Raw genomic sequence first — 25,680 nt, 5'->3', positions numbered from 1 at the left:
GGTCTTTTTTCACAAAATCAAATTTTTATTAAACTCTGGACAGATACTCACCAGTACGGGTATCAATCTTGATCTTGTCGCCGTTGTCTACGAACAGCGGTACATATACGGTAGCACCAGTCTCTACGGTAGCCGGCTTGGTTGCACCCTGTGCGGTATCACCCTTGAAGCCCGGCTCGGTGTTGGTGATCTCCAGCTCTACGAACAGCGGAGGCTCAACAGAGAATACCTTGCCGTTGTAAGAGCAGATCTTAACGGTCTCGTTCTCTTTCACGAACTTCAGAGCATCGCCGATTACGTCCTTAGCCAGAGCCATCTGCTCATAGTTCTCCATGTTCATGAAGTTGTACAGATCGCCATCCTCGTACAGATACTGCATATCTACACGGTCAATTCTTGCAGCCGGGAACTTCTCGGTCGGACGGAAAGTTCTCTCTACAACTGCTCCGGTCATAACGTTCTTAATTTTGGTTCTTACAAATGCAGCGCCCTTACCCGGTTTTACATGCTGGAACTCTACGATCTGATAAACAGCTCCATCCATGTCCAGGGTAATTCCGTTTCTAAAATCACCTGCTGAAATCATGTGATATTCCTCCTTGAATTTGCGTACTCGCTCATAATCTATCTTATTTTATAATAAACATCCTGTTTTTTCAACTGTTTTTTTTCGCGCATCCCTGATTTTCCCTGTCAATCAAGCCTTTTTTAGACTTTTCCTGTAAAAATAAAGTACGATCGCCTCGAGATACCGTTTCAGCACGATCTGAATCTCCTCCTTCGGGTTGATCGGTTTGACAAGAATCCCGTAAATCCCACTGCGATTTGCCCCGTAGACATCCGTAAAGAGCTGATCGCCGACAAAGATCGTGTTCTTCTCATCGGTTTCCATCCTCTCCATCGCCTTCCGATAGTTCTTTACAGACGGCTTTCCCGCCTTGTAAATATACGGGGAATCCACCTGATCGGCAAACGATCTGACTCTCGGCTCCTTGTTGTTTGAGAGCAGGCAGGTCTTCATTCCCATCGCATGCAGACGCGAAAACAATACAACCGCCCTCTCATCTGCGGGGGCGCCATGAGGAACAAGGGTATTATCAATGTCAAAGACAGCACCTCGAATTCCCTTCTCGTACCACGATTCCCAGTCAATCTCGTAGGTGCTGTCGACCCACTCTTTTGGATAAAAACGTTCCAGCATGCTCTTCCCCTATTCTGTGTTCCTGTTCACGCAATACTCCTGTATTACTCTTATATGACTGCTTTTCTACTTATCTTCTTTTCTAGTTATTTGCTTTTCTTGTACTATTCGTTTTTCTTGTACTGCTGTGTTGCTACTTATCCTGTACTTCCTGCTTCTTTAACAGTTTTCCCAGTTCTTCCATGAACGTATTCACATCTTTGAATTCCCGGTAAACGGACGCAAATCTCACATAGGCAACCTCATCGAGTTTCTGGAGTCTTGCCATCACAAGCTCTCCGATCACGGAGGTCTCCACTTCCTTCTCTTCCATGTTGAAGATCTGATTCTCAATCTCATCAATCGCCGCATTGATCTGCTGGGTCGATACCGGACGCTTGTGACAGGAATTGACAATCCCTGCCTCAATTTTGGAGCGGTCATACTCCTCGCGCGAGCGGTCTTTCTTGATCACCATAAGTGGCATGGTTTCTAATTTCTCATAAGTCGTAAAGCGCTTTCCGCAGGTCTCGCACTGACGGCGACGGCGAATCGAACTATTGTCATCCGCAGGTCTTGAATCGATGACCTTTGTATCGGCAGCACCACAAAATGGACATTTCACTGATTGTCTCCCCTCTCTTTCGTCTCTCGGATTTTCACCAGTGTTACTGTTCACGCGTTGCGCAAACAGCAACGGATTTTGCCGATGCTTCGCATTCCAAATCGGCAAAATCTGCTACCATCCCTGTATCATACGGCATTTTCAGTTCAGAAAATGCCTACCCGTGTGCAGTAACTATCTTATTTTCTCTTATCTTTCTTTTCAACAAGATTTCTTCTTGTTTTCTTTCTTCTTTACAAGTTTTTTCTCTTTTTTGAATACTTTTTGAATAGCTTCATTTTACATGACCATGCATAGATATGCAAGCAATTTTTCCTTTATTTCCGTCATTTTTTGCCGTCTTTGCACGGTTTTTCTGCATCTTTCGGCTTTTTCATTTCCACGAGAATCAAATCATCCCCGATCTGCTTGACATCGCCAAATGGAATCACATATTCTTTCTCATGTCCGAAGATTCCGCAGATGCATCCCGCCTCCGGAACGATCAGATGTTTGATACACCCGGTCTTCGGATCGAAATCGAGATCCCCGACAAATCCGAGCCTTTTGCAGTCGCAGATATTGACGACTTCCTTTCGTTTTAGATCAGAAAAACGCATAGAACCCACCCCATTTCTGGTGTATTCTATGCGCAATCCCGATTTTCGGTGATTCCCAAACAGCAAGAATCATAGATCTTTCGTCGCCTACTCTTTATCCCGCTTTATCTCTCAGCGTCTTTCATTATCTCTCAGCGTTGATGCCGAACTCCTCCGGCTGGAAACGCGGGCAGACATTCTCGGAAGAGGTGATAACAGATGCAGAGAGTCTTGTTCCGATCTCCACTGCCTCAGCGAGCGTCTTTCCGTAGGTCAGTGCACTTGCCGCACCTGCACAGAATGCATCACCTGCACCTGTCGTATCTTTTACGGTCACCTTCTGTACCGGGCAATATCCGCAATGTCCCTGATCATCTGCGTAGACAGAACCCTGTGCGCCCATCGTCACGATCATAGACGGAATCTTTGCGACTTTCAGGCGCTCCGTGAGAATGTCACAAAGCTCCTGCGGTGTCTTCTCACTGTAGTCATCTGCAAAAAAGATTCCTGCCTCAAGCTGATTGCAGATAAAGCAGTCAAAGCTCTTGAGGAAGTCCCGACGCTCAACCGCAATGCTCATGTTGCTGACCACACCGTAGAGCTTCTTGTCGTACTTCTCGCAAAGCTGAACCACCTTCTTGACGATCTCCTTGTCGATATCAACTTCCAGAATCACAGAATCACAGTTCTCGATGATCTCATCTCCGTGCTCCTCGAGAATCGACAGAATCGGCATCAGGTCCGGGCGCTGGGAAATCGATCCGGCCAAATCTCCGCTGTTGTCAAAGACTGCCAGCCAGGTTCCCATTCCATTCGGAATCGTCTTCATGTACTCCGTATTTACCTTGTGATTCTTTAATTTGCGAATAACTGCCTCACCGAGCGCAGAATCATCGACAATGCCAAGGAACGTCGGTCTCAGCTCCATATTTGCGATATCTTCCACGACATTTCGGCTTACTCCGCCGTGAATGTACTCGACACGACCGGCATTTCTACCGTCCGGAATGTAGATATCCTCCGGAAAGCCCTTGATATCTACAAATACTGCTCCGAGAACTACGATTCCATTTTTACTTCCTGCCATTTTTAAACTTACCTATTTCCCTTTCTTCTGCATTTCGCGTATATTTTTATTTTTGATTTTTTACCTATATTTTTCCGCATTTTTACGCTAATTTTCGCATAACACAGTGATGATAGCAGATTTTCTTGCTTTTGACCAGAGGATTTCCGCAAATCTTTCGGATATCTTAAATCTTTTCCGGTCACAGTTTGATATAATAACACTAACGAAAAGGAGTGTACGATTTTATGCGCAGATTTTTAACGCTTATCATAACGATTCTGACCCTCGGAATCCTTCTGACCGGATGCCAGATCTTCTCCTCTGAGGTTTCCTCGACCACATCGGGACAAGCTCATGCAGGGCATTTTTCAAATTCACAACACAGACGAGATTCTGCCGACAGGCAGCGCCAGAATCAGAATCAAAATACCAATCAATCATCTCAGGATCAACCACAGAACTCGCTTCAAGATCCATCACAAAATCTGTCTGACGACCGGACTTCAGGCACTGAGACAACGTTCTCCGATGATTCAGGTACTTCCTCCCAGATGGTCTATTTTGAGGAAACCTGCCTGAGTGCGACAGGGCGTAAGGCTCATTTAAATGGCAAGCATGCGACGCTCTCGATCACTCACATTGTCGGAAACAGTGAGCGCCCCTCCAAAAACGGTGAGGCGAATTTTTCGTGTCTCGGTGCGCCCTGCATTCTTCTCCATGACGGAGCTGTCGCAGTCCGCTTAAACGGACAGTACATGCTCTTTCTCGCGGATGACACGATCGAGTACGAGGGCATTTACAAAAAGAAAAAGGATGTCTCGAAAGACACCCTCAAATGGCTGCATTTCTATGACTCCCTCTCCGAAGCCGAGAGAAACGCGCTCAATATGATTCCGTCTGAGCTTGCAGACGAACTTCCGCCCGAACGCTTTGCGATGGAGACTGCTGCACCCGCCTCATTCTCCGAGGATGCCCCCTCCTACATCGAGGCATTGACGGAAAAAGAGCTAAACGAGACTGAGGATCTCGCCCAGTCGTATTTCAACGAATCCTCCTCCGACGGGGAAGGCGTCGATCAGATCTACCCGCTCGACGGCGACTTTGCACTCTACCACAACGCCGGGATCGAGGCGGAATACGGGCCCGGCAACCTGATCATCTATAAGATCCTGACCGTTCAGGACAGACGCACGGGAAATTCATTTCACACGGTCAGCATTGCGCGATCAAGCAAATCCGGCGCGTGGAAGATCATCAATGCCGGACAGCAGGGTAGTTGATTTTCGGAATTCACCTGCCCTTCGTTCATTCATCTGCATTATTCCCGCATACGGTATCCCACGCCGATCTCCGTGTTGATGTAATGCGGTTCCGCCGGGTTCTTCTCGAGTTTTCTGCGAATGTTTGCCATATTTACGCGCAAAATCTGGTTATCGGTGTCGGCGTAAGGACCCCAGATTTCCTTTAAAATCAGATCGTAGGTCAGAACCTTTCCCGCATTCTGCGCGAGCAGGGAGACGAGCTTGTACTCAATCTGAGTCAGATGCACCTCATTTCCATCGAGAGTCACGAGACGCTTATCAAAATCAATTCGAAGTCCGTCACTCTCATAGACAACTGCACGAGGTTTGTCGGCAGACTGGACGCTGTGACGCAGGGCAGTCCGGATTCTTGCGAGAAGCTCCTCCGATCCAAACGGTTTCGTGATGTAATCATCTGCTCCCGCATCGAGCGCTATCACCTTCTCTCTCTCCAAGGTACGAGCAGAAATCACGATCACCGGAATCGAGGCAAACTCTCTGACTTTGCGAAGAACCTCCATTCCGTCGATATCCGGCAGTCCCAGATCGAGAAGAATCAGATCCGGATGATGAGAGGTGCACAGCGAGAGACCTGACATTCCATTCTGTGCGCAGAGTGCCTTGTATCCATTTGAAGTCACAATCGTTTCTATGTAATTTCCAATCGTCTTTTCGTCTTCAATAATCAAAATCGTTGGCTTATTGTTCATTTTTTTCCTCCCCAAGCGGTAATGTAAAAATAAATTCAGCTCCCCGGTCATGGTTTACTGCACAGATTGTACCGTGATGCGCAGTGATGATCGTCTTACAGATCGTCAGTCCGATTCCCATTCCCTTGTGCGAATCTCCACTGCCGTTTTTATCGATTCCAACGCCGTCAAAAATCGTATCCAACCGTGCCGGATCAATGCCCTTTCCGAAATCCCGGATATGGAAAACGGCATTTTCCGCTTCCTTTGTCACCCGAAATTCGATCTCATCCTCAACGCCGGAATGGTAAACTGCATTCTCAAGCAGATTGATGATCACCTGCTCAATCAGCATCGCATCCATCGGAACCATCAGAAATTCATCCGGAACGCTGACGCGCACCTTCGCCTTCGGCAGACGGCGACGAAAACGCATCATTGCCTCAGAGACTACTTCCTCAAGTGGTTCCGGGTTTGTGTTGACCTTGGTATCTCCAACCTGAATTCGCGTGACCGTGAGCAGATTTTCGACCATATTCAAGAGCCAGTTTGCATCCTCCCGGATGTTTGCGACCATCTCCCGCTTCTCACTCTCCGACATGTGATCCCCACCCTCAAGATAGGCATTTGCCATTCCGATCATTCCGGTCAGCGGAGTCCGTAGATCATGGGAAACCGCACGCAGAAGGTTTGCACGCATCGTCTCCTTCTCTGCCTCAAGAAGCATCTTGTCACGCTCTTTTAAAATCTTATTTTTCTCTTTCAGCTGGGTCGTCGTCACACTCGTGATCGAGGAAATGATCATCATTCCGCCAAACGTCACGAGATAGCCGTCAATCGAAAAGTTCAGACTCATATACGGATAAGTGAATGCAAAATTCACACAGAACACACCTAGCAGAGAAGCGACAATTCCGGCCACATATCCGGTCGTACAGCGCGCCGTGAACATCACGGCAAGCACGTAGATGATCGACACACTCGCATCATTCTGTCCAAGATGAAGATACGCAAGCGCACCGAGCGTCGCAATCGACATGAAGAAAAACACGACTCCCATGTTTTTCGCATACTGCCAGTAGCGTCTCTTTTTCTCACTAATTTTTGTCTCTAATCCCATATTTTGCGTTTTTGTCTTATTATTTTTATCCCAGTCAGCGATAGAAAACTCCCCCTCTCCCATACAATCTAATATCTAGCAAATAATTTTTCATTGTATTCAAATCAGGCTTCACAGCGAAAAAGTCACTGCAAACCCGTGTGAGACGTTGGTGCTTAGAGCGCGTACTTTGCGCTCTTATGCACCGCTACGTCGAACCCGGAGCGAGAGCGCGTTTGCAGGACTTATTGCGCTGTTGAAGCCGTACCCGCTCACCACTCTATTTCCTACAAAAACAAAATCGGGGCAGGATTCCTCCTGCCCCTTGAATTTTACTACACAGAAAAACAAGTGTAAATAAATTATTTGTTATAATTTACGATTGCGCCGAAGTCTGGCTTCAGAGATGCGCCACCTACAAGACCACCATCGATGTCTGCCTGTGCGAACAGCTCCGGTGCGCTCTTTGCAGATACAGAACCGCCGTACTGGATGCGGATTGCCTCTGCGGTTGCCTCATCGTAGATCTCTCCGATGCATGCACGGATTGCGGAGCAAACTTCCTGAGCCTGCTCGGTCGTTGCAACCTTACCGGTTCCAATTGCCCAGATCGGCTCGTAAGCGATGACAGCAGTCTTAGCCTGATCTGCGGTTACGTTCAGGAAAGCAATCTTGATCTGCTGGCGAATCCAGTCGATCGTGATGCCCTGCTCTCTCTGAGTTAAGGTCTCGCCACAGCAGATGATCGGAGTCAGACCATGCTCAAATGCCTTGAGAACCTTCTTATTTACAGTCTCATCAGTCTCAGCAAAGTACTCTCTTCTCTCAGAATGTCCGATGATGACATACTTAACACCTGCGTCAGTCAGCATGTTCGGGGAAATCTCTCCGGTGTATGCACCCTTCTCCTCGAAGTACATATTCTCAGCGCCGATCTGAATGTTGCTTCCCTTTGCAGCCTCGATTGCCGGAATGATGTCGATTGCCGGAACGCAGAATACAACATCTACGTCATCATTCTTTACTAACGGCTTTAAGGTATCGATCAGAGCAACTGCCTCGCTCGGAGTCATGTTCATTTTCCAGTTACCTGCAACAATTTTCTTTCTTCCCATGATTTTCTTCTCCTTTTGTTCCTCTAGGTTCCTTTTGGGTTCCCTTGTGTTTCCCCACTATGCAATTCAGAGTCTCCCCGCCTTCAGGGAGTGAACGAGAAAAATACATCCAAACATATTTTTCCCGCTCAACACCCCAAATCCAGATGAGACTCCAAAAGCATCTTTTATTTATTCGTTTTTATTATTCCTTATCGTCAGCTGCTGCTACGCCCGGAAGAGTCTTACCCTCTAAGAACTCCAGGGATGCACCGCCACCGGTAGAGATGTGGCTCATCTTATCTGCGAATCCAAGCTGGTTAACAGCTGCTGCGGAATCACCACCACCGATAATGGTAGTTGCGTCGGTCTCTGCCAGAGCCTCTGCTACTGCGATTGTACCCTTTGCCAGAGTCGGGTTCTCGAATACGCCCATCGGTCCGTTCCATACAACGGTCTTTGCAGTCTTAACAGCCTCTGCATACATCTCTGCGGTCTTCGGTCCGATATCCAGACCCATCTTGTCCTCAGCGATGCCATCAGCAGATACAACCTCAACCTCGATCGGTCCATCGATCGGGTCCGGGAATGCGCCAGCGGTAACAGCGTCAACCGGAAGCAGGAGTTTCTTGCCGAGCTTCTCAGCCTTCTCCATCATCTCCTTGCAGTAGTCAAGCTTGGTGTCGTCTACCAGAGACTTACCAACATTCTTGCCCTCAGCCTTTAAGAAGGTGAATGCCATACCACCACCGATGATCAGGGTGTCGCACTTCTCAAGCAGGTTGGAGATTACGTTCAGCTTATCAGCAACCTTAGCACCGCCCAGGATTGCAACGAACGGACGAACCGGCTTCTCAACTGCATTGCCCAGGAAGTCGATCTCTTTCTGCATCAGGTAACCAACTGCATTGGTACCACCCTTCTCGGCGATGTACTTGGTAACGCCTGCAACAGAAGCATGTGCGCGGTGAGAAGAACCGAATGCATCACATACATAATCGTCAGCCAGATCAGCCAGCTCCTTGCTGAACTCCTCGCCGTTCTTGGTCTCCTCAGCGCCACGGAAACGGGTATTCTGAAGCAGAACAACATCGCCCTCGTTCATCTTTGCAACTGCCTCGGTAGCTGCCTCGCCGGTTACATGGTAATCGGAAACGAAAACAACTTCCTTGCCCAGCTTCTCAGACAGACGCTTTGCAACCGGTGCTAAGGACTCACCCTCGTTCGGGCCGTTCTTAACTTTTCCGAGATGGGAGCACAGGATAACCTTTGCGCCCTCGCCGATCAGCTTGTTGATCGTCGGCAGAGCTGCCACGATACGGGTCTCATCGGTGATCTCACCATTCTTTAACGGTACGTTGAAATCGCAACGAACCAGGACTCTCTTGCCTTTTACATTCTTTAAATCGTCAACACTCTTCTTATTTAACATAGCAGATGTCGCTCCTTCCATTTCAAAAAATGAACTATTTCTGTCTCATCCGTCTCACAGAATCAGCGCTTTCCTATCACAGGATTCGCCTCTCTCCCATGAAGCAAAAAGAGGTCCGGCCCTCTCTGAGACCGGACCCCTTGATGAGTCTTCTTTGATTTCTCCTGTTCTCAGGCAAATTTCAGACATTTCTCATGTTCATGCCTGTCCGTCTGCCGAGTCTGCATCGGTGAAATTAAGCCAGCTCTGCGAAGTACTTGATGGTACGAACCATCTGGCTGGTGTAAGAGTTCTCGTTATCATACCATGAAACAACCTGAACCTCGTACAGATCGTCTGCAATCTTGGAAACCATGGTCTGAGTTGCATCGAACAGAGAACCGTACTTCATACCGATAACATCGGAAGAAACGATCGGATCCTCGTTGTAGCCGAAGGACTCGCTAGCTGCTGCCTTCATTGCTGCATTGATGCCTTCCTTGGTTACGTCTGCACCCTTAACAACAGCGGTCAGGATGGTGGTAGAACCGGTCGGAACCGGAACACGCTGTGCAGAACCGATCAGCTTGCCGTTCAGCTCCGGGATAACCAGACCGATTGCCTTAGCTGCGCCGGTGGAGTTCGGAACGATGTTTGCAGCGCCTGCTCTTGCTCTTCTCAGATCACCCTTTCTGTGCGGGCCATCCAGAATCATCTGGTCGCCGGTGTAAGCATGAATGGTGCTCATGATACCAGACTGGATCGGAGCGTAGTCATTCAGAGCCTTTGCCATCGGAGCCAGACAGTTGGTGGTGCAGGATGCTGCGGAAATGATGGTATCCTCAGCAGTCAGGGTCTTCTCGTTTACGCTGTAAACGATGGTCTTCAGATCGTTACCAGCCGGAGCAGAGATAACTACCTTCTTAGCGCCAGCGTCGATGTGAGCCTGAGACTTCTCCTTGGAGGTGTAGAAGCCGGTGCACTCCAGAACTACGTCAACACCGATCTCGCCCCACGGAAGATCCTTTGCATCCTTCTCTTTATAAATTGTAATCTTCTTGCCATCTACGGTAATGGAGTCTTCTCCCGCCTCAACGGTGTGCTTGCCCTCGCCAATGTGACCAGCGTATCCACCCTGAGCGGTATCATACTTCAGCAGGTGTGCCAGCATCTTCGGATCGGTTAAGTCGTTGATTGCAACAACCTCGTAACCCTCTGCTCCAAACATCTGACGGAATGCCAGACGACCGATACGGCCAAAACCATTGATTGCTACTTTTACTGCCATGATGAAATCCTCCTGCTTGTTAAAAATTTAATGATTGTTAAATTATAATCAACCTGTCTCTATTCTACCCAATTCTCTATAAAATAGCAAGTAGTTTTTTTGCATTTTAAAAACTCTTCTTGATGTTTTTTCTTTTGTCTCACTCTTTTTCACAGGTTTCTTCTTAAATTTTTACATTTTTTTGCTGTTTCCTGAGGTTTTGTATTTCTTTTCAGAATATTCAAGGCTCAGCTTGACGTTTTTTTAGCATAGTTTTTTCCAAAACTTTACATTCCGATCAAAAAAAATCTGGTCAAGTTACATCTCATCCTTCACATAACCGGCAAGGTTGTAGGCATGATCGGAAATACGCTCCAGATTGCTGATGATATCGAGGAAAACGATACCGGCGGACGGATCGCAGTTTCCCTTCGTCAGACGCTCGATGTGCTTCTCGCGCATCTCCTCCTCCTGGCTGTCCACATCGTCCTCATACTGGCTGACCTTTCGCACGGAATCCATATCTCCGTTCTGGCGTGCCTCAATCGCATACTGGAACGCCTTGATCGCACTCGTGCTGATCGATTTCAAATCATCAAGACCGGTCTCAGAGAACATGAGCTTATGTTCCACCATGTACTCCGCCTGCTCTGCAAGGTTTTCTGCATGGTCTCCGATTCTCTCAATGTCACTCGCACTGTAAAACAGGTTGTTGACGAGTTTTTTCTGTTTCTCAGTCAGCGACAGATTGTCGACTTTGATCAGATACTCGGTCAGGAATTTTTCCATATTATTCAGAGTTTTTTCCGTCTTATACACGTTCTGAATTTCCTCAACATTCTCCGTCAGAATCGCATCGAGAGCTGTCTTGACATTTCCCATCGCAATCTGCGCCATATGGACAACCTCAAGAGCCGCCGTCTCAACGGCAAATGCCGGGGACTCGAAGATACGCTCGTCAAGGTGCTTGAGAGTCGCAGATGCCTCATCCTCATCCTTCTCCTCGTCCTCATCCTCACCCTTGACAATCATGCCGGACAGCTTGACAAGCTGATTTGCAAACGGGAAGAGAATTGTCGTATTCACGAGGTTAAATACTGTGTGGAATATAGAGATCTGAACTGCTGTGATATTGGAAAGTCCGATATCCGGTCGCAGGGCAAACCACACAAAACCACCGATACCGAAAATCAATGCTCCGATCGTATTAAAGCTCAGATGAATCACTGCCGCACGCTTTGCCGTCCGGCTTCCACCCATACTGGAAAGCATTGCAGTCACACAGGAACCGATATTCTGACCGAGCGTGATGTAGATTGCCGCACTCGTCGTCACGATGCCGTTAAGCGCAAGTGTCTGAAGAATACCGACTGATGCCGATGAACTCTGAAGAATCGCTGTGACAATCGCACCGACAATCATGCCGAGAATCGGATTTTTTCCGAGTACCGCGAAGGCCTGCGCAAAAATCGGCGCATCGGTGTACGGTGAGATTGATCCTGACATCAGGCTCAGACCCATAAACAGCAATCCCAGACCGATTGCAATCTCTCCTACCATATGTTTCTTCTGGGACTTGGCAAAGACCAGAAGCAGTGCTCCGATTCCGATTATACATGGCGCATAAAATCCCGGGTTGAGCACCTTCATCGTGTCCCCGAGCTGGCTCATCGAGACGATCCATGCCGTGATCGTCGTACCGATATTGGCACCCATGATGACACCGACTGCCTGCGTCAGGTTCAGCACTCCCGCACTTACGAAACCGACTACCATAACCGTCGTCGCACCACTGCTCTGGATGATCGCCGTGATCAGGGCGCCGAGCGCAATTGCCATCACACGGTTGTTTGTCAGTTTTCCAAGAAACGTACTCATCTTGCTTCCCGCCGTCTTCTGCATACCATCCGCCATGATGCTCATGCCGTACAGGAACATGCCGAGTCCGCCCAGAAAACCAAACAGGTTTGAAACATCGTTGATTGACATAGTTTCCCCTTTCTCCGCGTTTGCGTATAAGCAAACCGTGACTGTCCGTTTTTCTCTCTTTTCTCTCTTTTTCACAGCCACAACAATTTCACTATACCATAGAAACTTTGCAATTTTCAACCGGGTATTGAAAAAAGAGCAGTGTTTCCCTGTAAAATAAACAGTATTTTTACAGGAGAATTTTTCCATTCTGCACAATCCACATTTTTACAGAAAATAAAAAGGACACTCAAACAAAAAGTGTCTCAAACGTCTACTTTTCATTTGAATGTCCTTATCCATATTTTTCTGGTAATTCATGAGTCTGTGTCTAGTGCTGGATTGCAAATTCCATCGCAGAAACCCAGACTTCTTTGTTGTGTTGCCATACTGCCGGGAATTCGGAAACCGGCATCGGGCAGGTGACACTTCCAACCTCAATCGTCACACTCGGAATCGGACTGTCCTTAATCTGTACCCAATCCTTGAAACCGCCGTGACCACTTGATCCGCCCAGACGATAGCCTGTCTTGGACGCCATGAGGTCTGCCAAAGCCTTGGATGTCTCTTTGACCTTGTTCCCTGCATAATCCCAGTAAATGAGATTTCCCATGCTGTGATAGCTGATCGTCAACGCCCAGTTTCTTGACAGAGCAAGATTTGCAAGTGCCTGACTCTCCGGCTCAGACAGAGAACTCGTTCCCTTGTAAGTGCCATAAGACGGCTTCGGGGAACTGCTTACCTGATCCCAGTCAGCCGGGAAGTTCTGGTTCAAATCCGTTCCTCTCGCATCTGCCTTCCAATAAAGGAGGTAACGCTCATACGTTGAACTCGTTCTTCCGAGTTCCTTGTCATTCTCATAGCACTGGCGAATCTGCTGACGCAGAGTCTCAGAGCGAATTCCGCTCTCTCCAAACTGGCTGATGGAGATTCCGTCCGGATTAACCATCGGAACATAGTGAATGGCAACCTGATTAAAGAGCTGGGAAAGTGGCGTTCCATTGTAGCTTCCGCTATCGTAAAATGCCAGACCGTACTCCAACTGCTTCATCACAAGAAGGGGCGTCATATACTCTCTCGCATGGATGCCTGCATGAATCAGGATATGCTTCGGCGCATTCTGATTGCCGACTACAATCTCATAGAGATTTCTGCCGTCCAACGAGGTGCCGATCACATTCACTTTCATATGGCTTCCATAACGCGCTGATAACTTCTGAATATCCTGACTCATCTGGTCATAGGTATACTTCTCTGCCACTTTGACAATCGGGTCGGTCACGGTTCCCGCAAACGCACTCGTTCCGTCTGTCGTGTTCGTCGACTCTGTAACCTGGGGAATCATCCCCCCGATTCCAGACACGCCCGGTCCCACAGAGTTGGAAGTGCTCATTCCCGGTCCGATGACCGGTGAACCCGTTCCGGTGGAAAAACCGGAGGTTGTTGTTGAGCCGGACGTAACCGTTCCAGACGTGACGGTTCCGGAAGACGGAGTCGGAGTGGAGGAGGCAGTCGGAGCTGTCGGAGTCGCCTGCGTCTCAGATGTCACCGGTGCCGGTGAAGTCTGGACAGCCGCCTGCGTCGTCTCTGTGGTTGTCTCTGTGGTCGCAGTTGTCGGGGACTCCTGCTTTACTTCTGTCGTCAATTCGTTTGCCGGCACAATCACTTCTGCCTGTGCCGAAAAGGAAGTGCCGGCTACCATAACGGTAGCCAGCATTCCGGTAAGAAAGCCATTTATATTTTTTGTTCTCATAAAACTAGTTTTCACTGTCCTTCTTTGCAAGGTCACCCGGCTTCATGCTCAGGCTGATCTTGCCAGCTTTGTCTACATCAAGTACCTTAACGGTTACGGTATCGCCGATATTTACCACATCCTCAACCTTCTCAACACGGCGGTCAGACAGGCGGGAAATGTGAATCATTCCATCCTTCTTCGGCTTCAGCTCAACAAATGCGCCGAACGGCATGATGCGAACAACCTTACCCGTAATCACCTGACCCGGCTCAATATCGGTAACGATGTTGTGGATGATCTCTTTTGCACGATCAATCATTTCCTGATCGGTTCCGCAAACTGCAACGTTTCCGTCCTCAGAGATGTCGATCTTCACGCCGGTCTCCTCGATGATCTTATTGATCACGCAACCCTGCTTTCCGACAACATCACCGATCTTCTGCGGATCAATGCTGATCTGGTCGATCTTCGGAGCATACTTGCCAACGGTCTTTCTCGGCTCGGAGATTGCCTTTGCCATAACCTCATCGAGAATGTAAAGTCTTGCCTCACGGGTTCTGCGGATTGCCTCCTCGATGATCGGGCGGGTCAGACCGTGAATCTTGATATCCATCTGGATTGCAGTGATACCCTTGTGAGTTCCGCCTACCTTGAAGTCCATATCGCCAAAGAAATCCTCAAGACCCTGGATATCGGTCAGAACGATGTAATCGTCATCGGTCTCGCCGGTTACCAAACCACAGGAGATACCTGCTACCATCGTCTTGATCGGAACACCGGCTGCCATCAGAGACATCGTGGATGCACAGATACTTGCCTGAGAGGTGGAACCGTTGGACTCCATCGTCTCAGATACGGTACGGATTGCATACGGGAACTCAGCCTCGGACGGAAGTACCGGAACAAGCGCACGCTCTGCAAGAGCACCATGACCGATCTCACGACGTCCCGGTCCTCTTGACGGCTTCGTCTCGCCTACAGAGAAGGACGGGAAGTTGTAGTGGTGCATGTAACGCTTCGTGGTCTCAAGCTCATCAAGACCATCTAACTTCTGTGCCTCGGACAGCGGAGCCAGAGTACAGATATTGAGGATCTGGGTCTGTCCACGGGTGAACATTGCGGAACCGTGTACGCGCGGAAGCAGGTCAACCTCTGCTGCTAACGGACGGATCTCAGTGATTGCACGGCCATCCGGACGCTTGTGATCCTTCAGAATCATCTTGCGGACGGTCTTCTTCTGGTACTGGTAAACAGCATCTCCAAGAAGTGCAAGCCACTCCTCGTTGTCTGCAAATGCCTCCTCGAGCTTCTCGGTGATCGCACGGATATTTGCCTCACGGGTCTGCTTGTCATCGGTGAAGACAGCAACTTCCATCTCTGCCGGCGGAACGATCTCCTTGATTGCCTCAAACAGCTCCTCCGGAACAGCACAGCTCTCGTAGCTGTGCTTCGGCTTTCCGCACTCTGCAACGATCTTGTCTACGAAAGCGATGATCTCCTTATTCACGGAATCTGCCTTGTAGATTGCCTCGATCATCACGTCCTCCGGCACTTCCTTTGCGCCAGCCTCGATCATGATGACTTTCTCTCTCGTGGACGCAACGGTCAGCGCCAGATCAGAAGCAATCTTCTGTGCCTGAGTCGGGTTTACCACGAACTCGCCGTTTACGAGACCGATCTGGGTCGTTGCACACGGGCCGTCAAACGGGATATCAGAGATTGCGGTTGCGATTGCGGAACCGAGCATAGCGGTCAATTCAGGACTGCAATCCTGATCTACGGACATCACGATATTGTCAAGGGTAACATCGTTGCGGTAGTCCTTCGGGAACAGCGGACGCATCGGACGGTCGATAACGCGGGAGGTCAGGATTGCATTCTCAGATGCCTTTCCCTCTCTCTTGTTGAATCCACCCGGGATCTTTCCAACTGCATACATCTTCTCCTCGTACTCTACGCTCAGCGGGAAGAAGTCAACGCCCTCACGCGGTTTGTCAGATGCGGTTGCGGTGGAAAGTACAACAGTATCTCCGTAATGCATCAGTACTGCACCGTTTGCCTGCTTAGCAACTCTGTCCACATCTACGGTCAGCGTTCTGCCAGCAAGTTCCATACTATAACTTTTGTACATGTCTTGTTTTCCTTTCATCAAAATATAATTAAAACTCTCTTTATCAAAACTCTCTTTCTTGAAACTTTTTGGTTCAGAAAAATCCCGAAAAACAGAAAGATCTCTCCTCGAAACTACTGCTCTGCCCGCAGAATAGATGTTCCTGTGGGTACAGCAGCGGCTTCGGGGTCCTGCTCCTGTTCTTTCGTATTTTCTGTTTTTTGCTCAGATACAAATCAAGGCGGAGAAGAAACCCTCTCCGCCCCCTTTTATATCTAAAATTACTTTCTGATACCCAGCTTCTCGATCAGTGCACGATAACCCTCGAGGTCGGTCTTCTTCAGGTAGTTCAGTAAACCACGTCTCTGACCAACCATCTTCAGCAGACCACGTCTGGAATGATGATCCTTCATGTTGCTCTTTAAGTGCTCGGTCAGCTCAGCGATACGAGCGGTCAGGATTGCGATCTGAACCTCCGGTGAACCGGTATCTCCCGGCTTTCTGCCGTACTCTGCGATGATAGCTGCTTTCTTTTCCTTAGAAATCATTGTGAAATCCTCCTTAAAAATATTAAATAATCTTACCGGAAACCAGGTATGTGGCTGGAGTGGCCATACAACCGGGCCTCGGCGTTTTCATACCGGAACATCATAACATATTCCGTTTTTGCTGTCAATCGCTTCTTCCATATTTCTTCCTTGCCTGTTTTTTCTTTTATATCAATCACAAGATATGCATCCCAACTTTTTTCTTTTCGTTTTTCCATGAATTCCTCTATGCAGCCCATGTTCTTCAGACCCATCCCGTATCTGCAACGATGACTCGCAGCTCTTCCCCTCTGTCCATCAATTTTCGTTAATACTTTTTTGTCATTATACTTTATACTCCTCAGAGGAAACCTAAATCAACCAAAATAACGCATATCAAAATAAATACGAAAAACAAAAAGGAATCCCGGAAAAACTATTGACAGCAGTTCCTTTTCTTTCGTATCTTATAATTAACACAATTAACATGAGCATTTTATTAACATCATTAACAAAAGCATCGTGAAAATAAAAGGCAAGAAAAAGACCGCAGAAAACGATAAAACTTATAAGATAACAAAGAAAATTTTTATACAAAGGAGAATCCCTGATGGTGTATATTATTTTGTATATCCTTTTAGCCGTGTTATGTGCCTGGAATATTCATTTTGTGACCGCTGACATGGATGTAAAAATTGTCATGAATCGAATCAACAAGTTAAGATTTATTTTTGCCATCCTGATTATATTTACTCACTGCACCCTTCCCTACAAATATTTGCCACATATTCTCTTTCCGCTAAGAAAAATATCTACTTTTGGCGTCGGATACTTTTTTATTTTATCTGGTTATGGATTGGCTTATTCTGTCGCGAACAAGCCAAATTATCTGGATCATTTCGGAAAGAAAATCGGGAATTTGGTGTGGATCACCGTTTTTTCAAGTTTGGCAAGTGCACTCATCAAAAACATTGCTCTCGGCTGGAGCGAACCACTCAGCCTGATTAACTGGTACATGCCCGCAATCATCGCACTGTATCTCATTTTTTATGTGGTATTTCGCGTATTCTCCCAGTCAAAAAATTTGCGAAACCTCTGTCTCACCTGCGCTGTGTTTGCCGGCATTTTGATTGTGCTCTACTTCGATAATTTTAGCGGGAACAATTACAGAAACTATTACATCAGTGAATTGGCATTTCCATTTGGAGTATTGATTTATGAATACGCAGATTTGATTTCCAGATTTTTAAAAAAGAAATATGCCATTTTCCTTGTCATCATGGCAGAAATTATTTTCGGAGGAATTGCATTCAGTGTTCCGGAACGAGGATTGCTGGATTTGATTTTTCACAATCTCATGCTTGTTCCAGTTGGATTTGTACTGATTTTGTTGATGGATAAAATAGAGATAAACAATCTCATTTTAAAAACTATGAATCGATATACGATGTTTATCTACTTATTCCAGTTTCCAGTGCTCACGATTTTGAAAAATTATTATCTGTCAAACAAACGACCCTTTGATGTCTTTTTCTTTTTGGCATGCTTAGGTCTAACCTGCATCCTTGCTGTTATCATCCAAAATATCTATGATCGCGTTGGAATGATGGTAAATAAGTATTTTCATCCTAACGATTGACATCGTGCCCAATTAATATGAAGCCAAAATTCAAGCGCCAGCGATGAAAACTAACTCATTTTTTCTTCGCTGACGCTTCTTTGCCTAATCCACCAACTTCATCTACCTATTTCATTTACTCACTCTATGGCTGTACCTGCTTACTTCACTTCGTTTTCTTCCTGTGACTCCTGCATCAGAATACGGATATGCTCATGCATCTCTTTTTTGTCACGGGGTTTCCATACCTGGGGCTTGGGAGGCTTTTTTCGTTCCACAGAATACGCCAAAGGAATCAGTCGCAATGCCATTGTGCTCCAGAAAGAGAACGATGTATTGTCTGTAAGATAGGTCATCGTCATGTAGCTGAGATTACATAAGTATAAAAGTGTCGTATCGTCGTCCGCATACTTCGTCCAAAAAATCGGAAGAAAAATATACTGAATCCCAGACCAGAAAATGAATCCCGGAAATCCCATCTCCACAAATACTTTCAAAATATCATTGTGGAACGGATATGGATGATTGATCAAGCCTGTACTGTACCAGATACCGACAATGGAATCTACGTATTCAAAGCCTTTTCCAAAATAATCCACTGAAAACTCATAATAATCATTTGCCAGACTCCAGAGGTAGTCACGTCCCATCATATCAATGCCAATAACGTCCAATACCTGAGAAACGACTCCTGTCCGAACTCCGTAAAGATACAAGAAAAAGAACCCCACCCATGCGATTCCCCAGAGAACAAAGATGAGTTTTTTCTTTTTAAATAAACGAACAATGTAGGCCACCATGATAAATAATACAACAGCCGGAATCGCAATACGCTTCATGCCAACAAAAAAGAAAAAGGTGCATACCAGTATAAAAAAGATACGCTGACGTTTCTCTTTCCGCGTCTCACGAGGGGCAAAAGCTACATAGTAAAGCACCAACTGACCAAAGACAAACGTGATATCATGTATTTCCAGATTGCGCGCATAACCTTCTGCTTCACCGAAGGTCACAAGGCAGGTAATCAGCGACTGGATACTTGGTCCCAAACCAAAATTTGATATCTCCAAAACCATAATTCCTGCATTCGCCATACACATTGCGATCGTAAATAAATCAACTGTCCTGGAACCAAACAGATAAACACCACAGACCGCCGTCAGAATAGAAATACTCTGAAAAACCAGTTTAGAACAGGCATTGACCATCGTAGAGATATTATTCAGATTCATCATCCAAATAACCATGGACCAGAGAAGCAGGGCCACAATCAATGACATACAGGCAAGAGCTGACCAGATTATTTTTTTCAATTTCTCAATATCCGGATAAATAAACCCATAGCCCACGGTCATAGCGATCACACCCACTGTAAATATCTTGGGCAAGCCACCAAGCATGTTGTTTAAGGTCTTCCACTCACCCAGACCTGCAAACGTCAGCAGACCCACAAAACAGATACAGAGTAATTTCTGCCAGAACGGACTGTCTTTATAAAAGGTGGAAGAAGGACGTTTTTGAGAATAATCTCTTTTTACAATAATTTCGGATAAGGTTCGCACCTGTCGTTTCTCCTCTTGCTTATCCTTAGAAAACGGACATTGCTATAAATAAATATCTTCTGTATTCAGCAATCGTTTGTAAACGATAAGCACTGTAAAAAATGCCTGACTCAAGCAACATATTTCATTTCAAGTTTAAAGCAAATGGGGCTGTCGCATTAGCAAATTGTTGCCGAGCGATAGCCCCATTTTCTGTATTTCAAATTCCAGCTGTTTTACAGTTGTCGTGCCTCGCACTCTTTGATTTTATCGTACTCTCACTTTAGCACGCCTTGATACAGCTTAGTAGATCTTAGTACAGCTTTGCACCTGCCGGGATGTGGTTGTCTACCATCAGCAGGTTCAGCTTTTCCTCGCCGTTCTCCTCGCATACTGCGCTGAGTAACATACCACAGGACTCGATGCCCATCATTGCACGCGGAGGCAGATTGGTGATTGCCACGAGGGTCTTGCCAACCAGCTCTTCCGGCTCATAGTAAGCATGGATTCCGCTGAGGATTGTGCGATCCTTGCCGGTTCCGTCATCGAGGGTGAACTGAAGCAGTTTCTTGGACTTCTTCACAGCCTCACATGCCTTTACCTTTACCGCACGGAAATCAGACTTGCTGAACGTCTCGAAATCTACCTGCTCTTCGAACAGCGGTTCAATCTTTACGTTGGAGAAATCGATCTTCTCATTCGGGGTAAAGAAACCATTATTGTCGCCAGCAGTTGCCTTCTCGCCAGCCTTGTCTGCGGACTTCTTGCCTGCATCTAATGACTTCATTGTCGGGAAGAGCAGAACGTCACGGATTGCCGGGCTGTTGGTGAACAGCATAACGAGACGGTCGATTCCGTATCCGATACCACCTGTCGGAGGCATACCGATCTCAAGTGCATTCAGGAAGTCCTCATCGGTCGTATTTGCTTCCTCATCACCAGCTGCAAGTGCAGCCTCCTGTGCCTTGAAACGCTCTCTCTGGTCGATCGGATCGTTCAGCTCGGAGTATGCGTTACACATCTCTCTTCCGTAAATGAACAGCTCGAAACGCTCTACCTGCTCCGGATGATCCGGCTTCTTCTTGGTCAGCGGAGAGATCTCGATCGGATGATCCATGATGAAGGTCGGCTGAATCAGATGCTCCTCAACAAACTCCTCGAAGAAGAGGTTGATGATGTCACCGCGAACGTGACGCTCCTCATAGTGGATGTCCTTCTCGTCTGCGAGCTTCTTTGCTTCCTCAGTCGTCTTGATCTCGTTGAAATCAATTCCGGTGTACTTCTTGATTGCATCGATCATCGTCAGGCGCTCAAACGGCTTTCCAAGATCAATCTCAACCTCTGCATACGGGATCTTCGTGGTACCGCACACCTCGTTTGCGATATGGCGGAACATGTTCTCGGTCAGATCCATCATGCCATAGTAATCGGTGTATGCCTGATACAGCTCCATCAGGGTGAACTCCGGATTGTGACGGGTATCAAGACCCTCGTTACGGAATACACGACCGATCTCGTAAACCTTCTCCATACCGCCGACGATCAGACGCTTTAAGTACAGCTCAAGAGAGATACGAAGCTTTACATCCTCATCCAGTGCGTTGTAATGGGTCTCAAACGGTCTTGCAGCTGCACCACCTGCATTTGCAACGAGCATCGGGGTCTCAACCTCTAAGAAGCCCTGATTGTCAAGATAGCGACGGATACAGCTGATGATACGGGAACGCATCACAAAGGTCTTGCGCACATCCTCGTTCATGATCAGGTCTACATAGCGCTGACGATAACGAGTATCAGTGTTGGTCAGACCGTGATACTTCTCCGGCAGAATCTGTAAGCTCTTGGACAGCAGGGTTACAGAATGTGCATGAATGGAAATCTCACCCATCTTTGTAGTGAATACAAGACCACGGATTCCGACGATATCACCAATATCCATGCGCTTGAAATCTTTGTATGCATCCTCGCCAAGGTCATCACGGGAAACATAACACTGAATGTTGCCCTTGAGGTCCTGAACGTTACAGAAGGAGGCTTTACCCATCACACGCTTGGACATTACACGTCCTGCGATGGATACCTCTTTACCTTCCCACTCGCTGTAATTTTCCTTTACATCCGTGCTGTGTACGGTCACATCATACTTTGTGATCTTAAACGGGTCCTTGTCTGCTGCCTGAAGTTCTGCCAGCTTTTCACGGCGAACCTTCAGGAGCTGATGAACATCCGGCTCCTGTGCCTGCTTTGCGTTCTGATTCTGCTCTGCCATCTCTATCTCCTTTGCCTGTCACTTTCCGTCGTGCGGTCTGCACTTCGCACCTTACGAAGACGACTGCACACTCATGACTTTTGTACCTTCACTAAAACCTACAACTACAAAAATTTACAATCACAAAAACTCATGATTGTTTCATCTATAACTGCTTCACCTATGCATAAATGAAAATCATCTTTCATTTATGCATAGCTTATCAAACAACAAGACTGCAATACTATGATACTCTCTGGATCTCTAGTACCTTGTACTGAATGATTCCTGCCTGAGTCTCAACGTCAACAACATCGCCAACGCGCTTTCCAAGCAGTGCTCTTCCCACCGGAGACTCGTTGGAAATCTTGTTCTGAAGGCTGTTTGCCTCGGTAGAACCAACGATCTTGAACTCCATCTCCTCATCAAAATCAACATCGTATACCTTTACTTTACAGCCGATGCTGATCTTGTCTAAATCCACCTCATCCTCATCTACAACCTCTGCGTTCTTCAGAAGTTTCTCAAGTTCCTCAATTCGCAGTTCGATGTCTCTCTGCTCATCTTTTGCAGCATCATACTCAGCATTCTCAGACAAATCGCCCTGCTCTCTTGCTTCCTTAATCTTCTGTGCAACTTCACGACGACGATTCACCTTCAGATCCTGAAGCTCATCCTCATACTGTTTCAGTCCCGCATAAGTGATAATATGTTTCTTGTCTGCCATAACTGTTTCCTTCCTTACAACATCATACTTTAAATACTTTCATAGCGCTTTTCATGCCCTTAAAAGCATTGCAAAAACGCCACTTAAAAATACTACTTAAAAGCTACTAAAAAACTACTTAAATCACGTCTCTGGTTCTTCGCTGATTCTTTGTTGTTTCCCCACCTGATGTCATCTTATCTCCGAAGACTTCGGACAAAGCCGATCCCTCCGGCTTCTTCCTCTCTGATCTAAACCTGATTTAGCTCATTGCATGCAGAAGACGCGTCATCGGCGCGTCTCCTCACATACTCAAGTATCACAGTATTATATCCCAAAGGGTGCGGGTTGTCAAGAACCCAGACCATTCGTATTTAACAGGTTTTCAAGCTGTTCAAGCGTCTCTAACTCATTGCTTGCTCGTCGCATCGAAGCAGAATGTGGAAGACCTGCGGTGTACCATGCCACATGCTTTCGCATTTCTTTCATACCAATGTACTCGCCCTTCATTTTCACCTGCATCCGGGCATGACGCAGAATCATTTCTCCAATCTCAGCTCCGGTCGGCTCCGCGAGAAGTTCTCCAGTCTCAAGATAGTGCGCGGTGCGCTTGAAAATCCAAGGGTTTCCTCTCGCCCCTCTTCCGATCATCAGCCCATCACATCCAGTCTCCTCGAGACACCGCTTTGCGTCCTGCGGAGTAAAAATATCTCCATTTCCGATCACCGGAATGCTCACCGCCTCCTTAACCTGGCGAATGATGTCCCAGTCTGCGGTGCCGGAATAGTACTGTTCTCTCGTTCTTCCATGAACTGCCACCGCCGACACGCCACAGCTCTCCGCAATCTTTGCGATCTCGACTGCATTGACATGCTCATCATCAAATCCCTTGCGGAATTTTACCGTGACCGGTTTCTTCACGCTCCTTACCATCGTGGAGAGAATCTCCTCCACGAGCTTCGGATTCTTCATCAATGCAGAACCCTCTCCATTTCCCGCAACCTTCGGAACCGGGCATCCCATGTTTAAATCAATCAGATCATAGGGACCATCCTCAATCTGATGTGCCATTGCACCGAGAATCTGCGGATCGGAGCCAAAGAGCTGAACTGCGATCGGACGCTCCGACGGGTCAACCTCGAGAAGTTCTTTTGTATTCTTGTTCTTGTAAAGGATCGCTTTCGCGCTGACCATCTCCGTGTAGAGAAGACCACAGCCTTCCTCACGGCAGAGCACACGAAACGGAAGATCCGTCACACCGGCCATCGGAGCAAGGATCAAGTTATTTTCCAGTTTTACATTTCCAATCTGCAATCTCATTCGCCCTGATCCCCATCCTCATCTTCGTCCTCAATATCCTCATTGAGATAAAAGACCTTATAGTAAGTCTCCAGCGCCTTCAGAAGCTCCTGTCCTTCCTCCCGGTACTGCTTGATCTTCAAATCTGCTCCGATCTCATCGTAATAACCGTCATACTCCGATGTCGTATAGCAGAATTCCAGAGTTCCATCCTCCTCAAATTCCAGAGTCAGAATTCCTCCGCACTCCTCCGTGAACCACACGCACATCACATGAAGCTGACGCTGAATTGATTCCGGCAGATTGGAAAATTCTTCATTAAAATAATACTTCTTTTCGTATCCATTAGAACCACAAAGTACAATTCGTCCGTCGTGTCCTCTCATCTTCACCTTTCCCTTCTATCATTGCGATAGTCAATAACCGTGCCTGTCTTATTTGTCTTATCTGTTTTATTTGTCTTACGTATCTTATTTGTCCATAATTTCACAAATTCACAAAGAACGCCCGGCGAAATTGCTTCCGCCGGGCAGTTTTATCGTCACGCCTGTTTTTTATCTGAGAAGTTTTACTTCACCAACATTCTTGCAATCTCATACTGCTCTTCCGGAATGTCCTTTGTCATCTGGAGTGCTTCCTGAATATCATAGTCCACAAACTCACCATGCTTGTAAGCAACCAGACGATTGCTCTTTCCATCGCACAGAAGCTCTGCTGCTCTTGCTCCCATGATGGACGCATAGACACGATCCTTGCAGGTCGGAGTACCACCACGCTGCATGTGACCGAGGATGGTTGCTCTCGTCTCAATGCCGGTTGCTGCCTCGATTCTTCTTGCCATAGAAGTAGAATGTCCGATTCCCTCTGCGTTGATGATGATGTTATGGCGCTTACCGCGTTTTCTGTTCTCGATGATTCGATTGATCAGTGCCTGCTCATTTCCATCGTAACGCTCCGGAAGCAGAATGTCCTCTGCGCCATTTGCAATGCCACACCACAGAGCGATGTATCCGGCATTTCTACCCATTACCTCGATGATACTGCAACGCTCATGAGAGGTAGAAGTATCACGAACCTTATCGATTGCCTCCATTGCGGTGTTTACTGCGGTATCAAATCCAACCGTGTAATCCGTGCAGGCGATATCCAGATCGATCGTTCCCGGAACACCGATTGTATTAACTCCGAGAGCTGCCAGCTTTCCGGCACCGCGGAAAGAACCGTCTCCGCCGATTACAACGATACCGTCGATTCCATGCTTGCGACAGATGTCTGCACCTGCCTGCTGTCCTTCCGGTGTGGTAAATTCCATACATCTTGCTGTGTACAAGATCGTACCACCACGGTAAATAATATTTGACACGCTGGTGCTGTCCATGTCGATGATCTCTTCCTGAAGAAGTCCTGCGTATCCACGCATGATTCCCTTAACCTTCAGTCCTTTATTCAGAGCGGTCCGGACAACTGCACGAATTGCAGCATTCATTCCCGGTGCATCTCCACCGCTCGTTAAAACACCAATCGTCTTTACTTGCTTTGCCATAGTAGTCTCCTCCTGTCAACAGCGTATATATAGTGTAGGCTGTGCCCTTTCTTCGACTGTCACGCTTCTCCT

The 25,680-nt window shown here is 47.2% G+C and carries 23 protein-coding genes; 2 read left to right on the top strand and 21 right to left on the bottom strand.

All coding sequences use genetic code 11. From position 1 onward, the window contains the following. Positions 1–28 precede the first annotated feature (28 nt). From efp to AC4EVX_RS06470, 5 genes are all read right to left on the bottom strand, one after another. Positions 29–586, bottom strand: a complete 558-nt coding sequence (gene efp, locus AC4EVX_RS06490; RefSeq protein WP_177977561.1) for an elongation factor P — start codon at positions 584–586, stop codon at positions 29–31. A gap of 111 nt (positions 587–697) precedes the next feature. Beyond that, positions 698–1,201: a YqeG family HAD IIIA-type phosphatase gene (locus AC4EVX_RS06485; protein ID WP_490159819.1), complete on the bottom strand. Its 504-nt coding sequence runs from the start codon at positions 1,199–1,201 to the stop codon at positions 698–700. 133 nt (positions 1,202–1,334) lie between these two features. Then, positions 1,335–1,805: a transcriptional regulator NrdR gene (gene nrdR / locus AC4EVX_RS06480; RefSeq protein ID WP_177977559.1), complete on the bottom strand. Its 471-nt coding sequence runs from the start codon at positions 1,803–1,805 to the stop codon at positions 1,335–1,337. Between the two features lie 326 nt (positions 1,806–2,131). Beyond that, positions 2,132–2,404 (bottom strand): PRC-barrel domain-containing protein, encoded by a 273-nt coding sequence (locus tag AC4EVX_RS06475; protein ID WP_490159818.1) that lies wholly within the window; start codon positions 2,402–2,404, stop codon positions 2,132–2,134. Positions 2,405–2,528: 124 nt separating this feature from the next. Next, complete coding sequence (locus AC4EVX_RS06470; RefSeq protein WP_177977557.1) at positions 2,529–3,470, bottom strand: carbohydrate kinase family protein; 942 nt, start codon at positions 3,468–3,470, stop codon at positions 2,529–2,531. Between the two features lie 227 nt (positions 3,471–3,697). Here AC4EVX_RS06470 and AC4EVX_RS06465 point away from each other — a divergent pair, with 227 nt between their 5' ends. Beyond that, complete coding sequence (locus AC4EVX_RS06465) at positions 3,698–4,732, top strand: hypothetical protein (protein WP_490159817.1); 1,035 nt, start codon at positions 3,698–3,700, stop codon at positions 4,730–4,732. A 38-nt stretch (positions 4,733–4,770) separates the two neighbouring features. On the opposite strand, the gene AC4EVX_RS06460 is transcribed toward AC4EVX_RS06465, so the two are convergent. The 10 genes from AC4EVX_RS06460 to AC4EVX_RS06415 all read right to left on the bottom strand — a co-directional run bounded on the left by AC4EVX_RS06460 (position 4,771) and on the right by AC4EVX_RS06415 (position 16,928). Next, complete coding sequence (locus AC4EVX_RS06460) at positions 4,771–5,463, bottom strand: response regulator (protein WP_177977555.1); 693 nt, start codon at positions 5,461–5,463, stop codon at positions 4,771–4,773. Then, on the bottom strand, positions 5,453–6,562 hold the full coding sequence (locus tag AC4EVX_RS06455) for an ATP-binding protein (RefSeq protein ID WP_177977554.1): 1,110 nt from the start codon (positions 6,560–6,562) through the stop codon (positions 5,453–5,455). Before AC4EVX_RS06455 ends, AC4EVX_RS06460 begins: the two co-directional genes overlap by 11 nt. A gap of 341 nt (positions 6,563–6,903) precedes the next feature. Next, complete coding sequence (gene tpiA, locus AC4EVX_RS06450; RefSeq protein ID WP_177977553.1) at positions 6,904–7,656, bottom strand: triose-phosphate isomerase; 753 nt, start codon at positions 7,654–7,656, stop codon at positions 6,904–6,906. A 184-nt stretch (positions 7,657–7,840) separates the two neighbouring features. Then, positions 7,841–9,067: a phosphoglycerate kinase gene (locus AC4EVX_RS06445; protein ID WP_177977552.1), complete on the bottom strand. Its 1,227-nt coding sequence runs from the start codon at positions 9,065–9,067 to the stop codon at positions 7,841–7,843. A gap of 235 nt (positions 9,068–9,302) precedes the next feature. Continuing rightward, positions 9,303–10,334, bottom strand: coding sequence for a type I glyceraldehyde-3-phosphate dehydrogenase (gene gap, locus AC4EVX_RS06440; protein ID WP_177977551.1), 1,032 nt, complete (start codon positions 10,332–10,334; stop codon positions 9,303–9,305). 297 nt (positions 10,335–10,631) lie between these two features. Then, positions 10,632–12,302: a Na/Pi symporter gene (locus tag AC4EVX_RS06435; protein WP_177977550.1), complete on the bottom strand. Its 1,671-nt coding sequence runs from the start codon at positions 12,300–12,302 to the stop codon at positions 10,632–10,634. Positions 12,303–12,612: 310 nt separating this feature from the next. Continuing rightward, the gene (locus AC4EVX_RS06430) at positions 12,613–14,034 is read right to left on the bottom strand and encodes a M14 family zinc carboxypeptidase (protein WP_490159816.1); all 1,422 of its coding nucleotides are present in this window, start codon (positions 14,032–14,034) and stop codon (positions 12,613–12,615) included. Between the two features lie 4 nt (positions 14,035–14,038). Beyond that, a complete protein-coding gene (locus AC4EVX_RS06425; protein WP_308450885.1) occupies positions 14,039–16,147 on the bottom strand; it encodes a polyribonucleotide nucleotidyltransferase in 2,109 nt (702 codons plus the stop codon). Positions 16,148–16,407: 260 nt separating this feature from the next. Further along, entirely contained in the window at positions 16,408–16,674 is a 267-nt protein-coding gene (gene rpsO, locus AC4EVX_RS06420; protein WP_177977497.1) for a 30S ribosomal protein S15, read from the bottom strand. A gap of 32 nt (positions 16,675–16,706) precedes the next feature. Continuing rightward, positions 16,707–16,928, bottom strand: coding sequence for a hypothetical protein (locus AC4EVX_RS06415; RefSeq protein ID WP_177977496.1), 222 nt, complete (start codon positions 16,926–16,928; stop codon positions 16,707–16,709). 335 nt (positions 16,929–17,263) lie between these two features. Here AC4EVX_RS06415 and AC4EVX_RS06410 point away from each other — a divergent pair, with 335 nt between their 5' ends. Further along, positions 17,264–18,292: an acyltransferase family protein gene (locus tag AC4EVX_RS06410; protein WP_490159815.1), complete on the top strand. Its 1,029-nt coding sequence runs from the start codon at positions 17,264–17,266 to the stop codon at positions 18,290–18,292. Between the two features lie 140 nt (positions 18,293–18,432). On the opposite strand, the gene AC4EVX_RS06405 is transcribed toward AC4EVX_RS06410, so the two are convergent. The 6 genes from AC4EVX_RS06405 to pfkA all read right to left on the bottom strand — a co-directional run bounded on the left by AC4EVX_RS06405 (position 18,433) and on the right by pfkA (position 25,608). Beyond that, entirely contained in the window at positions 18,433–19,833 is a 1,401-nt protein-coding gene (locus AC4EVX_RS06405; RefSeq protein ID WP_490159814.1) for an O-antigen ligase family protein, read from the bottom strand. A 292-nt stretch (positions 19,834–20,125) separates the two neighbouring features. Beyond that, on the bottom strand, positions 20,126–22,081 hold the full coding sequence (lysS, locus tag AC4EVX_RS06400) for a lysine--tRNA ligase (protein WP_177977493.1): 1,956 nt from the start codon (positions 22,079–22,081) through the stop codon (positions 20,126–20,128). A 223-nt stretch (positions 22,082–22,304) separates the two neighbouring features. Continuing rightward, positions 22,305–22,787, bottom strand: a complete 483-nt coding sequence (gene greA, locus AC4EVX_RS06395; protein ID WP_177977492.1) for a transcription elongation factor GreA — start codon at positions 22,785–22,787, stop codon at positions 22,305–22,307. A gap of 330 nt (positions 22,788–23,117) precedes the next feature. After that, positions 23,118–24,086, bottom strand: coding sequence for a tRNA dihydrouridine synthase DusB (dusB, locus tag AC4EVX_RS06390; RefSeq protein WP_177977491.1), 969 nt, complete (start codon positions 24,084–24,086; stop codon positions 23,118–23,120). After that, complete coding sequence (locus AC4EVX_RS06385; RefSeq protein ID WP_177977499.1) at positions 24,083–24,451, bottom strand: DUF6145 family protein; 369 nt, start codon at positions 24,449–24,451, stop codon at positions 24,083–24,085. The genes dusB and AC4EVX_RS06385 overlap by 4 nt, the downstream gene beginning before the upstream one ends. A 182-nt stretch (positions 24,452–24,633) precedes the next feature. Continuing rightward, complete coding sequence (gene pfkA, locus AC4EVX_RS06380) at positions 24,634–25,608, bottom strand: 6-phosphofructokinase (protein ID WP_177977490.1); 975 nt, start codon at positions 25,606–25,608, stop codon at positions 24,634–24,636. Positions 25,609–25,680: the final 72 nt, after the last annotated feature.

This window comes from Brotaphodocola sp. (assembly GCF_983179755.1).
This window is presented reverse-complemented; position numbering and strand designations above follow the sequence as displayed.

What these genes read in the sequence shown, in the direction of transcription:
- AC4EVX_RS06465 (WP_490159817.1), top strand. Translation starts at nt 3,698, where the DNA reads ATGCGCAGATTTTTAACGCTTATCATAACGATTCTGACCCTCGGAATC.
- AC4EVX_RS06435 (WP_177977550.1), bottom strand. Translation starts at nt 12,302, where the DNA reads ATGTCAATCAACGATGTTTCAAACCTGTTTGGTTTTCTGGGCGGACTC.
- AC4EVX_RS06485 (WP_490159819.1), bottom strand. Translation starts at nt 1,201, where the DNA reads ATGCTGGAACGTTTTTATCCAAAAGAGTGGGTCGACAGCACCTACGAG.
- AC4EVX_RS06425 (WP_308450885.1), bottom strand. Translation starts at nt 16,147, where the DNA reads ATGTACAAAAGTTATAGTATGGAACTTGCTGGCAGAACGCTGACCGTA.
- gap (WP_177977551.1), bottom strand. Translation starts at nt 10,334, where the DNA reads ATGGCAGTAAAAGTAGCAATCAATGGTTTTGGCCGTATCGGTCGTCTG.
- AC4EVX_RS06475 (WP_490159818.1), bottom strand. Translation starts at nt 2,404, where the DNA reads ATGCGTTTTTCTGATCTAAAACGAAAGGAAGTCGTCAATATCTGCGAC.
- pfkA (WP_177977490.1), bottom strand. Translation starts at nt 25,608, where the DNA reads ATGGCAAAGCAAGTAAAGACGATTGGTGTTTTAACGAGCGGTGGAGAT.
- rpsO (WP_177977497.1), bottom strand. Translation starts at nt 16,674, where the DNA reads ATGATTTCTAAGGAAAAGAAAGCAGCTATCATCGCAGAGTACGGCAGA.
- AC4EVX_RS06460 (WP_177977555.1), bottom strand. Translation starts at nt 5,463, where the DNA reads ATGAACAATAAGCCAACGATTTTGATTATTGAAGACGAAAAGACGATT.
- greA (WP_177977492.1), bottom strand. Translation starts at nt 22,787, where the DNA reads ATGGCAGACAAGAAACATATTATCACTTATGCGGGACTGAAACAGTAT.
- AC4EVX_RS06455 (WP_177977554.1), bottom strand. Translation starts at nt 6,562, where the DNA reads ATGGGATTAGAGACAAAAATTAGTGAGAAAAAGAGACGCTACTGGCAG.
- lysS (WP_177977493.1), bottom strand. Translation starts at nt 22,081, where the DNA reads ATGGCAGAGCAGAATCAGAACGCAAAGCAGGCACAGGAGCCGGATGTT.
- AC4EVX_RS06410 (WP_490159815.1), top strand. Translation starts at nt 17,264, where the DNA reads ATGGTGTATATTATTTTGTATATCCTTTTAGCCGTGTTATGTGCCTGG.
- AC4EVX_RS06470 (WP_177977557.1), bottom strand. Translation starts at nt 3,470, where the DNA reads ATGGCAGGAAGTAAAAATGGAATCGTAGTTCTCGGAGCAGTATTTGTA.
- dusB (WP_177977491.1), bottom strand. Translation starts at nt 24,086, where the DNA reads ATGAGATTGCAGATTGGAAATGTAAAACTGGAAAATAACTTGATCCTT.
- AC4EVX_RS06430 (WP_490159816.1), bottom strand. Translation starts at nt 14,034, where the DNA reads ATGAGAACAAAAAATATAAATGGCTTTCTTACCGGAATGCTGGCTACC.
- AC4EVX_RS06445 (WP_177977552.1), bottom strand. Translation starts at nt 9,067, where the DNA reads ATGTTAAATAAGAAGAGTGTTGACGATTTAAAGAATGTAAAAGGCAAG.
- AC4EVX_RS06415 (WP_177977496.1), bottom strand. Translation starts at nt 16,928, where the DNA reads ATGGGTCTGAAGAACATGGGCTGCATAGAGGAATTCATGGAAAAACGA.
- tpiA (WP_177977553.1), bottom strand. Translation starts at nt 7,656, where the DNA reads ATGGGAAGAAAGAAAATTGTTGCAGGTAACTGGAAAATGAACATGACT.
- efp (WP_177977561.1), bottom strand. Translation starts at nt 586, where the DNA reads ATGATTTCAGCAGGTGATTTTAGAAACGGAATTACCCTGGACATGGAT.
- AC4EVX_RS06385 (WP_177977499.1), bottom strand. Translation starts at nt 24,451, where the DNA reads ATGAGAGGACACGACGGACGAATTGTACTTTGTGGTTCTAATGGATAC.